The following is an 11,053-nucleotide window of genomic DNA, read 5'->3' as shown; positions in this document are numbered from 1 at the left end:
CGTCCACCACCGCACCCGTGGTCGGACCGGCGGCGGGCAGAAGCGACGAACAGCCGGAAACGAGGCATGCCGTCAGGGCCGCAAGGGCCGCCTTACGAACCATCGATACTCTCCCTGCCGGCCCGGGCACGTGCCACGAGGCCGGCGGCGTTTCCGACGCGCAGACGCCGCCCCGGTCACACCATCACATCTTTGCGTTCTGCCCCACGCCGCAATCCGGAGTTGAGCCCCGCACGTCGCAGATCGATCCGTCATCCCATACGTGCCAAACGCTGCGATGGGTTTAACGGGCCGATCGTGACGGCATCGCGTACCCGGGGGCGCAGCGACGTCGCGCGTGCCGATCCCCTCGGACAGCATTGCGTCACGACGGTGGCACGGTCACGCTTGTGCGCCGCCGGGCGTGCCGGAAATCACGCTCCTGAGACGGCGCCCGAGGGCGTCGGCACTGAGGTCGGCCGCCTGTGGCGGCGCACCGCCCGCGCTGCCGAAGTCGAGGATCGCATAATCCGTCGTCGTCCCGCCGAAGCCCGGGCGACAATCCGGCAGCGCGGGGGCGTGGTCGCCGAACACGCACAGGGTCGCCGGCAAGCCTGTGAGCCCGGCGATCAGGGCTTCCACGGCGCTGCCCGTATGGGCGACGTGGTGGAGGTATTGCGCACGCGGGTCGTCGATGCCGGGCAGCCGCCCCGCCTTCCACGGGCCGTGATTCTCCATGGTCACGCAGAACAGGAACAGCGGCCCGGAGCGAGCCTGCACCTCCGCCAGCACCCGCTCGGCCAAGGCCCTATCGCCGACATAGGGGCCGATGCGGGGTGCGTCGCCGAAAGCCTCCTCCATCACCAAGCGATCGAACCCGAGGCGGGTCACCACCGCCGCCCGGTTGAAGAAGTCGCGGTGGAAGGGATGGACGAACACGGTCTCGAAGCCGGACTGACGCGCCAGCCGGGCGAGGCTCGTCGGCTCCTCCCCGCTATGGGTCAGGTAGGGATCGAACGACCCGAAGCCGAGGTCGTTCGCATCGCGGCCGGTGAGCACCGCGTGCTCGGTCCGCATGGTGTAGGCGCCGTGCGCCGGCACGCGCAGGCGTCCGTAACGCGTAGCGCGCGCGCGGATCACGTCCATCAGCGGCAGGGCCGGGCCGCCGAGGCGCACCGGATCGACGAAGGATTCGAGCTGGACCACCACGACGATCCGGTCCGGGCCGCGGTCCGGACTGGCTTGGGCCGCCAGCGCTGCCGGTGGGCTCTCCGTCGCGACGGTGCGACCCTCCCGCCAGCGCAGCGCATAGGCGATGATCGTGGCCGGCAGGCCGATCCGGGCGACGTCGGCCTCCAAAGCGGGGCGTGGGAACCGTGCGGCGAGCCATCGTCCGAGGGCGCCCTGCCCCGCCATCGCCGCCAGCGACAGCAGCGCCAGCGGCAGCGCGATCAGCGCCAGAACGGCGACGCTGGGCTCCCGCGGCAGGACGGTCGGCTCCAGCGCGTACCAGAGCGCGACCCCGAACAGGCTAGCCAGGATCGGCAGCGCCATGCGTGGGTCGGTGAGCGGCCGGGTGTAATAGAGCTCGGGGTGGCGCGGCACCTGTCGCAGCAGGGCGAAATCGCTGAACACCAGCGGCTCACCGATGATGCCGCGCTTGAGCCGGCTCACCACCGTGAGGATCGCGACGGTGAGCACGCAGGAGGATGCGGCGAGCCACGGGCGCCAGGAGAACTGGAACCAGAACGCGGTGAGCAGCCCATAGGCGCAGAGCCGCAGGGCGATGTCGCCGGGGCGCCGGCTCACGGGACGCAGGCTCCGGCCTTCCACCGCCTCGGTGGCGAAGGCGAGGACGAACGCGCTCAGGACAGCGAGGACGAGGCTCATGGACGATCGTGTGCCTTCACTCCGGCGTCTTGCCGGCTTTCTGGGCGATGCCGCGCTTGGCCCGCAGCCGCCGAACGAGGGGATTCAGCACGGCATAGCGCGCCCGCATGACCCATTGGGCCCGCTGGCTGAGGGCGAGGCGCGACGGGACGGCGGCATCGCGCTCCGCGCTGAGGCGGTCGAGCAGCTGCTCGGCCGAGCACGGCTTCATCGCCACCGGGTCGAGATAGAGTGGATAGAGCAGCAGCGCTCCGGCCACCAGTTCGTCCAGGGCGAGCCGCCGGCCCCGGTCTGCGCCGGGCGCCAGATCCTCGGTGAGGCCCCAGCCGGCGTAGAACGGCCGCCCGTGGACGGCGACGGTGAGCCCGCGGATCAACGCCTCGAAGCCGGCAAGCGAGGTCATGGTCTCGACGTGGTGCGCCCGGTCGAGCAGATCGACGATGGAGAGGCCGCCGACGATCCTGTCGGCGAGGCCGAGCGCCTCGTCCTCGGGGATCGCTCCCGGCCGGAAGCCGGCCTCCACGTCGGGATGTGGCTTGTAGAGCAGGAACGCATCGGGATTGCGGGCGCGGGCGGCAGCCAGCAGCGCGCGGTTCGAACGCACCACCGGCGAGCCATGCATCACCGAGGCATCGTCCTCGACCTGCCCCGGCACCAGGACGATGCGCCGGTCGGTGGGCCAAGGGTCGTTCGCGATGGTGAGCCCGACATTGTACTTGGTGAGGCGGCGCGCGATCACGAGTCGGCGCAGGGCGGAGGCCCGCGTCACCAGATCGGCCGGGATCGTCGCGTTCTTCAGGATATGCGCGAGCCGGCTCTCGGTGCGTGGATCGTAGTAGATGCCGCGGTCGTCGACGACGATGGAGGCGCCGGGCTGCAGGCTCGCCCCCAATCCCACCGAGCGCAGGAATCCGTCCTCGATCCGGGACAGGGGGATGCCGGCCGCGGCGCAGAGCGGCTCCAGCCGTTCCGGCATCCGCGTCGCCCAAGCGAGGACCCGTGCCTGAGCGGCACCGGCGACCGCCACCGCATCCGTGGCGGTCATGGCGTGGACCGCCGGCCCGTACGGGCCGAGGGTGAAGACGTCGAGCGCCGGACGCTTCCAGCGCGAGATGCCCACCAGCACGGTCGGCCGATCGTTGGCGCAGAAGCGGTCGCGCAGCCAGGCCACCCGCTCCAGACACTCGGCCAAGGCGATCGGCTCGCGGGTCCACGGGTCGAAATAGTGAACCCCGGCGCCGTAGCGCAGCGCGAGAAGATCCGAATCGGACGGGACCGCCGCGTCGGCGCCGATGCGGGTGACCGAAGCGCCGGAGAGCCGGGCCTCGCAGGCCGATCCCCAATCGGCGACGAAGACCCGCGACACCCGGCCGAACAGCGCCCAGGGATCCACCGGCCGGGTCAGTACGCGCAGGCGCGGCGAGACCGCCCCGGCGAGCCCTTCGCAGCCCTCCGGGCCGGCGATGATGAAACCAAGGTCGGGATAGTGCGCCAGCACCCGGTCGATGAAGGCGCGCAGCCGTCGCGGCGAGGCCGCAACGGCGCCGTCGGCCAGGATCAGGGCCGGCGTGTCGGCGACGCCATCCGCGAATCCCGCGTCTCCCGTGAGGAAGCGGTTGCGCCCGAAGGTGCGCAACGCGCGCAGCCGCTCCGCCGTCGCGGGTTCGGGAGCCTCTCCACCGACAGGTCTGCCGGCAAGGCGCAGGCGCAGGCTCGCCATGCCGGTCCGCGGCGTATCGTAGGGAGAGAGGAGCGGACCGGGCTCGACGATCAGCGGCGGTCGCCCTAGCGCCCGCAGGGTCGCGGCCAAAGCCCCGTCGCCCCAGACGAGTCCGGTGGCCCCTCGCAGCGACGGAGACCGGTCGCCCCCGATCTGCTCGCGCAGGGCGCCCTCGACCTGCTTGCGCAGGGACTGGATCGTCCGGCCGGTCGAAAAGAAAACCGGCGGCAAGTTCGGAGACATGACGCGCTCGATCGCTGCTGCAGCGAGTGCCTTATACGCTCAGCGCCCCGGAGGGATAGATTCGAGGGGCCGCCCGGCGCATTGCTTCCATCACGCGACCGTGGAACCGGTCGTCGGTCAGATATTCACCGACGCGCAAATGGTCCGCGCCGATGCCTCCGAAATGCCATGGAGGCCGGGCTTGAGTGTCAGCGTGTGCCAGGGGCTTCGTTGCGCAGGCGCCACATGACGCGGACAATCGCATCAGACGGTTTGGGCACCGGATTGTTGCAGTCTAGCGTCTATGTAACGCAAACCAGGGTGCAACCCGTGAGCGCCGGGTGCAGGGAGCAATCGTATCGGAATGCTTCAGTCCAACGCAGATATGCAGCATAACGCAGACAGTCATCGCGACGGCCCGGCCACGTTCCTGTTCCTTCAGGGACTCGCGTCTCCGTTCTTCGCCGATCTGGGCACAGCTCTCAAAGCGCGAGGGCACAGAGTTCGTCGGATCAATTTCTCGTCCGGCGACTGGCTGTTCTGGAGCTTGCCCTCCGACAATTACCGCGGTTCGTTCGAGAACTGGGGCGCCTATGTGGGCGACTACATGGTACGCCATGGCGTCACCGACCTGATCCTGTTCGGCGATTGCCGCCCCTACCACGTGGCGGCCACCACTGCCGCCGCACCGCTCGGCGTCCGCCTGCACGCCTTCGAGGAAGGCTACCTGCGGCCGAACTGGATCACCTGCGAGCTCGGCGGCGTCAACGGCCATTCCTCGCTCCCCAAGACCGCCGACGAGATCCGCCGCCTTGCCCGGCGCCTGCCTCAGCCCGGGCGCGCGATGCCGTCCACCGGCGACATGGCCCGCCGCAGCCTGTGGGACGTGGCCTACAACATCGCTAATTTCGGCTTTCCGTACTTCTTTCCGTATTTCAGGAGCCACCGGCCGAACCACATCGCCGTGGAATATGCCGGCTGGATCAAGAAGTTCATGCGCCGTGCCCACACGCGGCGCCAGGCGACCCGGCTCAACGAGGCCTACACCGCGGTGGGGGTCGACTACTTCCTGCTGCCGCTCCAACTCGACAGCGACTACCAGATCCGTGTCCACTCGCCCTTCCTCGGGGTCGAGGCGTTCATGGATCGGACGATCGCCTCCTTCGCGCGCTACTCCGCGGCGCCGACACGGCTCCTGATCAAGCTACACCCCCTCGACAGCGGCCTGATCAACTGGCGCAGATATGCGCGCCACTCGGCCAAGCGCCACGGCGTCAACGACCGCCTCGACCTCATCGATGGCGGCGACCTGCCGAGCTTGATCTCCGGCAGCCGCGGCGTCGTGCTCGTCAATAGCACGGTGGGCATGCTCTCCCTCGATCTCCAGCGGCCGACGCTGGCCACGGGAAGCGCGATCTACAATCTGCCCGGCCTGACCCATCAGGGCGGCCTGAACACGTTCTGGACCGCACCGACCCCGCCCGAAGCCGACCTGATGGCGGATTTCCGGCGCGTCGTTCTGAACCGGACTCAGGTCAATGGCGGATTCTTCTCCCGCGCCGCCATCGCCCGGGCGGTGGCTGGCACGATTCCGCGCCTCGAAGCCACTTTGCCGGCCTCCGCCCTCGCTGCAGCGGCCGCGGCTGCCGGACGCGCGGACACACCAGAGCCGCAGGAATTCGCAGCGGTCTATTGATCCGCGGCGACGCCTCGGGGTAGCACGAGTCCCATGCCCGTCATCCTGATCACCGGCGCGTCGAGCGGAATCGGCGCTGCTTTGGCACGCCATTACGCGGCTCCCGCCACCATTCTGATCCTGCACGGGCGCGATGCCGATCGCCTCGACGCGGTCGCCGAGACGTGTCGGGCCAAGGGTGCGCACGTCGAGACCGCGCGTCTCGACGTGCGCGACCGCGACGGCGTCGCCACATGGCTGCACGCCATGGATTCGGCCCATGCTCTGGACCTCGTCATCGTCAATGCGGCCATCAACGGCGGCGATCCGGGCGGCGATGTCGAGACCGAGGCGATGGCATTCGAGACGGTGGCGGTGAACCTCAATGGAGCGCTCAATGTCGCCCTGCCCTGCGTCACGCTGATGCGGGCGCGGGGCGCCGGACAGATCGCGCTGGTCTCGTCGCTGGCCGCCTTCGCGCCGCTGCCCGATGCGCCTGCCTATAGCGGCACCAAGGCCGCCTTGCTCGCGCATGGGCTCGCGCTCCGCGAAAAGTTGAAAGTCCACGGGGTGCGGATCAACGTGGTGACGCCGGGCTACGTCAAGACGGCGATGGGGGGCGAATACCAGGGCTGGCGCCCGATGGAGATCGGCGCCGAGGACGCCGCCGCCCGCATCGCGCGCGGGCTTGCCAGGAACCAGGACATCGTCGCGTTTCCCTGGATCATCGCCGCGCTCGCCCGCGGCTCGGCGCTGCTGCCCGAATCGTTGCGCCGGCTCGGCATGAGCGGCTTCAAGTTCAAGATCAGGACCGGCCGGTGACCCGGCCCGCCATCGCGCTCTTCGTTCTCGAGGCGCTCCCCAATGCCAGGGCGGTGCGCCGTTTCGTGGTGGAGCACGCCGCCGAGATCGCCTTCGTGGGGTTGTCGAATGCCGAGCGCCCGAGTTCGGGCGGTCTCGTGGGCCAGGTGAAGCGCCATCTGGCGCGCTCTGGCCCGGCGATCCTGCCCTATCTCGGGGTAAATTTCGGCCTGCCGGACCTGCTTTCGCCGCTCTCAGGGCTGACCCGGCGCCTGGCCGGAACGCGGGAGGTCGCAACCGCGACGCCCTTGAAGGATTTATGCCGGCAACTCGGCATCCCGGCCTTCATCGTGGATGACGTCAACGGCCCGGAGATGGCGGCCGCGTTCGAAGCCTACGCCCCCGACGTGATCGTCACCTTCCATTTCGACCAGATTCTGTCGGGCGCGACACTGGCGCTGGCCCCGCTCGGTGGTCTCAACCTCCATCCCGGCCTGTTGCCGCGCCATCGTGGCCCGGTGCCGACGATCCACGCCCTGGCCGAGGACGAGCCCGCCTTCGGCGTCACGGTGCACCGGCTCGCCGTCACCATCGATACAGGGGCGATCCTGGCGCAGGAAACGATCGGCTTGCCCGCCGACACGACCGCGACGCGCGCCTCGGTGATCCTGCACGAGCACGGGCGGGTGCTGCTCGACGGTGCGCTGGCGCAACTGGCCGAAGGCACGTTGCCGGTAGGCGATATGCCGGCGACCCTGCCGTATTGCCCGTTTCCGGACCGGGCCTTGCTGAAGCGCCTGCGGCAGCGCGGACGCAAGCTCACCGACGTGCGCGACCTGGGCCAGGCCCTGGCCTTGAGCGCGCGGGGCTGAACGCACAATTGGACGGGCGAGCGGAGCCGAAGCCCCCCTCGCCGGCCGTACCCCAGACTAGCGCGAAAACTTCTTGTATTTCAGCTTCTTCGGCATGAGCGAGTCGGTGCCCAGGCGCCGCTTCTTGTCTTCCTCGTAATCCGAGAAATTGCCCTCGAACCATTCGACGTGGCTGTCGCCCTCGAACGCAAGGATGTGGGTCGCGATGCGGTTCAGGAACCAGCGATCGTGGCTGATGATCACCGCGCAGCCGGCATAATCCTCAAGCGCCTCCTCCAGCGCGCGCAGGGTCTCCATGTCGAGGTCGTTGGTGGGCTCGTCGAGGAGCAACACGTTGGCGCCGCCCTTGAGGGTGCGGGCGAGATGCACGCGGTTGCGCTCACCGCCGGACAGGGTGCCGACCTTCTTCTGCTGGTCGGAGCCCTTGAAGGCGAAAGCCGCGCAATAGGCGCGCGAATTGATCTCACGCTTGTTGAAATAGATGATGTCGTTGCCGCCGGAGACCTCCTGCCAGACCGTGGCGCCCGGATCGAGGGCGTCACGTGATTGATCGACGTAGCCGAGATGCACGGTCTCACCGACCGCGATGGTGCCGCCGTCGGGCTTCTCCGAGCCGGTGATCATTTTGAACAGCGTGGTCTTGCCGGCGCCGTTGGGGCCGATGACGCCGACGATTCCGCCCGGCGGCAGCTTGAACGACAAATCCTCGATCAGCAGGCGATCGCCGAACGCCTTGTTGAGGTGGTCGAACTCGATGACGTTGTTGCCGAGTCGCTCGTCGATCGGGATGACGATCTGCGCCGAGGCATCGATCTTGTCGTTCTGCTTGGCCACGAGTTCGTCGTAGCGGGTGATGCGCGCCTTCGACTTCGACTGACGTGCCTTCGGCGAGGCCGAGATCCACTCCTGCTCGCGGTTGATGGCGCGCTGGCGGGCCATGTCCTCGCGGCCTTCCTGCGCCAGACGCTTCTGCTTCTGGATCAGCCAGGCCGAGTAGTTACCCTCGTAGGGGTAGCCGCGGGTGCGGTCGAGTTCGAGGATCCAGCCGGTGACGTTGTCGAGGAAGTAGCGATCGTGGGTCACGATCAGGATCGCGCCAGGATATTGCTTGAGGTGGCCTTCCAGCCAGTTCACCGTTTCGGCGTCGAGGTGGTTGGTGGGCTCGTCGAGGAGCAGCAGTTCGGGCTCCCACAGCAGCAGCTTGCACAAGGCGATGCGGCGGCGCTCACCGCCCGAAAGAGTGGCCACGGGCTGCTCGTCGCTGGGGCAGCCGAGCGCCAGCATGGCCTGATCAACCTTCGAATCGAGCTCCCAGAGGTCTTTGGCCTCGATCTGGTCCTGGAGGGCGGTCATCTCGTCCGCCGTCTCCTCGGAATAGTTCATGGCGAGTTCGTTGTAGCGGTCGAGGAGCGCCTGCTTCTCGGCAACGCCCTCCATGACGTTCTCACGCACGGACTTGTTGGGATCGAGATGGGGCTCCTGCGGCAAGTAGCCGACGCGCGCGCCCTGCGCGACGAAGCCCTCGCCGGTCCATTCCGTGTCGATGCCGGCCATGATCTTGAGAAGAGTCGACTTGCCGGAGCCGTTGATGCCGAGCACGCCGATCTTGGCATCGGGGTAGAACGACAGGTTGACGTTATCGAGGATCTTCTTGCCGCCGGTGTAGGTCTTGGTCAGACCCTTCATGTGATAGATAAATTCGCGCGCCATGCTGATATCCCTGGATGGTGGATCGGCGGCCCGCGCTGACGCGGAATCGGCCGCCCGAATGATGATGTGCGCGGCACCGCGGCGGCTCTTGGAGGAGCCGGCCTGGCCTCGCGCTTCGCGCCGTCGCGGTCGGATATCCGGCTTTTGCCGTTGGCAAACCGCTTTGCGTGTGAGTGTTGCGCCGGAGTATCAGGGCGGCGCGAGACCGGCAAGAAGATCGACCGGCAAGAAGGATGGTCCAAAGAAACATCGGCGCAGTGTTTGGCACTGCCGTGGCGGTTCAGGCGAACGGGTTCTTCACCGTTTCGACCGCCTGTTTCGTCTCCGATAGGGCGTCCGGCAGGGGTTCGGCCGCCAGCGCCGCGACGATGGCCGTTATGGCCGCCTGGAGGACCAGTGCCCGCCGCAGTCCGGCCGCATCCCGCGTCAGGTCGAGGGAGCCATACAGGGCGATGCGGCACGTACCGTTCTCGATGGTGAGCCCACCTATGGTCTGGGCGGTGGCATCGTCCGCGAAAGGACGGAAAGCCGCTCCGCAATCAGGCTGTGGCGTCTTCGCCATGATTCTGTCCTCCTCAGAAGATCGCGCGGATCAGCGCGCGCCACAGCTGTCGGGGGACGCGGTGGAGCTCGGTCTTGGCCCAGGATTCGAACGTGGCATCGTCGCGATGGCGGCTGCGCGATGGAGCGCTGACCTCGTCACCGCGTGAATAGGCGCGTGGCTCGGGCAATTCCATCGGTCGCGCCTTCACGGTTTCGGAGAGGTCCGGGAACACGTCGAGCCCGGCGATGCCGCGCAATTCGGAGAGGGAGACCGCGCGCAATTCCGCGTCCTGCCGGTTGGGCACGAGGTAGGCCGCGGCCTCCCCCTTGGCCGGATCGTAAAGCGCCTTGAATAGCTGGCCCGGCACCAGCACCCGGCCGTTGATCGCCTGGACCCGGTCACCGGAATAGATCGGCCCGGTGACGACGAAGAGCGTGCCGCGCACGATGGCGAGCCGCCGTACGCTTTCCTCGATCGCCGCCCATAGGCCGCGATTTAAGGCGCGATCCTGCGGCACCATGTTGGCCAGCGTGAAGGATTGAGCCTGTGCGGCCCCGGTCGGCATGTCGCCGGCCGGGGCCATGTGGCCGCGGTCGAACCCGCTATGGACGTAGTCGTCCAGGCGAGCACGGGCGGCTTCGGGCAAGGCCGCTTCGTCATGGAAGGCATCGACCCGGTCAACGCCGCGCGCCGCCGCTAGGCTGGCGCGCGTCAATCGTTCGGCGGCATAGACCGGCGTCCGCGACACCGCGGAGGAGAGCACAGCGAACGCGTCGTAGCAGAGTAGTGTCGTCTGCAGCCCGAGCTTCGGGTTGACGAGGTCGGGGCGCCGTCCATCGGCGAACAGGTCGTTACAGGTCAGTCGCTCAGCTCGTGCCGGGCTCAGACCGGCGAGGACGACGATAAGCGCAAGGATGCGAATCAGTAGCACACCCTGACCTTGCGGGTGCCCGACGGCGTCTCCCGCCAGCGATAGGCACAAGGGCGCCCGAGCGTCCCTTCGAAGGGGTGGACCTGTCGGTCGGCCGGGCCGGGGGCGGCCTTCGGCACGCATGGCTCCACACCCTCGCACGCAAACGTGATCGGTTTGGCGGCAACGGTCCCGATATGCAGCGCGACGGCGAGGCCGAGGCCGATGCCGAGCGAGCGGTAGGTTATCGAGTAACGCGTCATCGATCGGGATCTCGTAGGGCGGTGGAATCTTGCAGGGTGGCAGAGTCGCATGATCTGCCTCGGCCTGCGGCGAGACGGCCCCTGTCATGGCCCCCACCGTTGATCGAGAGCGGCGAGGCGCTTAAGTGCCGCCCTTACGTTGCATCGGCTCATCTGTCATGCGGGCCGCCTCTCCAGCAATGCTTGGCGCCATCGGACCGTGCGCGTGGCAAAGCTGAGTGATGACGTTATAAGTGCAATCGAAGGGTCCCGGTTTCGTTACGGGGCTTAAAGCCGTTGGGAGGGGGCCGGCGCCGTGGGTGGCGAGGGGCATGCCTGTTCGAGCGGCTTCCAGCAACCGAACGGGTATGTGCCAGTGTCACGGATAGAAACCTCGATTCTGGACGGATTGTCCGAGACGTCCGCATTGCGTCTGTTGCCGGAGAGCGACCTCCCGGCGGTGGCGGATGCGGTGCGGGCGGAGATGA

Annotated in this window: 9 protein-coding genes; 3 read left to right on the top strand and 6 right to left on the bottom strand. The window is 68.1% G+C overall.

The window, feature by feature from the left end:
• Positions 1 to 381: 381 nt before the first annotated feature.
• Together G3T14_RS22200 and G3T14_RS22195 are read right to left on the bottom strand one after the other, a co-directional pair.
• The gene (locus tag G3T14_RS22200) at positions 382 to 1,869 is read right to left on the bottom strand and encodes an LTA synthase family protein (RefSeq protein ID WP_163644694.1); all 1,488 of its coding nucleotides are present in this window, start codon (positions 1,867 to 1,869) and stop codon (positions 382 to 384) included.
• Between the two features lie 16 nt (positions 1,870 to 1,885).
• Entirely contained in the window at positions 1,886 to 3,832 is a 1,947-nt protein-coding gene (locus tag G3T14_RS22195) for a capsular biosynthesis protein (protein ID WP_163644693.1), read from the bottom strand.
• 364 nt (positions 3,833 to 4,196) lie between these two features.
• Here G3T14_RS22195 and G3T14_RS22190 point away from each other — a divergent pair, with 364 nt between their 5' ends.
• From G3T14_RS22190 to G3T14_RS22180, 3 genes are read left to right on the top strand one after another with little or no spacing between them, the layout of a single operon-like run.
• Positions 4,197 to 5,507: a capsular biosynthesis protein gene (locus G3T14_RS22190; RefSeq protein ID WP_163644692.1), complete on the top strand. Its 1,311-nt coding sequence runs from the start codon at positions 4,197 to 4,199 to the stop codon at positions 5,505 to 5,507.
• Positions 5,508 to 5,540: 33 nt separating this feature from the next.
• Entirely contained in the window at positions 5,541 to 6,308 is a 768-nt protein-coding gene (locus G3T14_RS22185; protein WP_163644691.1) for an SDR family NAD(P)-dependent oxidoreductase, read from the top strand.
• The gene (locus G3T14_RS22180) at positions 6,305 to 7,159 is read left to right on the top strand and encodes a formyltransferase family protein (RefSeq protein ID WP_163644690.1); all 855 of its coding nucleotides are present in this window, start codon (positions 6,305 to 6,307) and stop codon (positions 7,157 to 7,159) included. Before G3T14_RS22185 ends, G3T14_RS22180 begins: the two co-directional genes overlap by 4 nt.
• A gap of 57 nt (positions 7,160 to 7,216) precedes the next feature.
• On the opposite strand, the gene ettA is transcribed toward G3T14_RS22180, so the two are convergent.
• The 4 genes from ettA to G3T14_RS25220 form a co-directional block, all read right to left on the bottom strand.
• Positions 7,217 to 8,869, bottom strand: coding sequence for an energy-dependent translational throttle protein EttA (gene ettA / locus G3T14_RS22175; RefSeq protein ID WP_163644689.1), 1,653 nt, complete (start codon positions 8,867 to 8,869; stop codon positions 7,217 to 7,219).
• A gap of 280 nt (positions 8,870 to 9,149) precedes the next feature.
• The gene (locus G3T14_RS22170) at positions 9,150 to 9,431 is read right to left on the bottom strand and encodes a hypothetical protein (protein WP_163644688.1); all 282 of its coding nucleotides are present in this window, start codon (positions 9,429 to 9,431) and stop codon (positions 9,150 to 9,152) included.
• Between the two features lie 13 nt (positions 9,432 to 9,444).
• Positions 9,445 to 10,317, bottom strand: coding sequence for a DNA/RNA non-specific endonuclease (locus G3T14_RS22165; protein WP_348645326.1), 873 nt, complete (start codon positions 10,315 to 10,317; stop codon positions 9,445 to 9,447).
• 17 nt (positions 10,318 to 10,334) lie between these two features.
• Positions 10,335 to 10,586, bottom strand: coding sequence for a hypothetical protein (locus G3T14_RS25220; protein ID WP_246733495.1), 252 nt, complete (start codon positions 10,584 to 10,586; stop codon positions 10,335 to 10,337).
• Positions 10,587 to 11,053 lie beyond the last annotated feature (467 nt).

The organism is Methylobacterium sp. BTF04 (assembly GCF_010692745.1).
GTDB lineage: Bacteria > Pseudomonadota > Alphaproteobacteria > Rhizobiales > Beijerinckiaceae > Methylobacterium.
The sequence above is the reverse complement of the archived record's forward strand: the minus strand, read 5'-3'. Positions and strand labels throughout refer to the sequence as shown.

Excerpts from the sequence above, each read along its gene's own strand:
- ettA (WP_163644689.1), bottom strand. The coding sequence starts at position 8,869 with ATGGCGCGCGAATTTATCTATCACATGAAGGGTCTGACCAAGACCTAC.
- G3T14_RS25220 (WP_246733495.1), bottom strand. The coding sequence starts at position 10,586 with ATGACGCGTTACTCGATAACCTACCGCTCGCTCGGCATCGGCCTCGGC.
- G3T14_RS22190 (WP_163644692.1), top strand. The coding sequence starts at position 4,197 with ATGCAGCATAACGCAGACAGTCATCGCGACGGCCCGGCCACGTTCCTG.
- G3T14_RS22170 (WP_163644688.1), bottom strand. The coding sequence starts at position 9,431 with ATGGCGAAGACGCCACAGCCTGATTGCGGAGCGGCTTTCCGTCCTTTC.
- G3T14_RS22200 (WP_163644694.1), bottom strand. The coding sequence starts at position 1,869 with ATGAGCCTCGTCCTCGCTGTCCTGAGCGCGTTCGTCCTCGCCTTCGCC.
- G3T14_RS22185 (WP_163644691.1), top strand. The coding sequence starts at position 5,541 with ATGCCCGTCATCCTGATCACCGGCGCGTCGAGCGGAATCGGCGCTGCT.
- G3T14_RS22195 (WP_163644693.1), bottom strand. The coding sequence starts at position 3,832 with ATGTCTCCGAACTTGCCGCCGGTTTTCTTTTCGACCGGCCGGACGATC.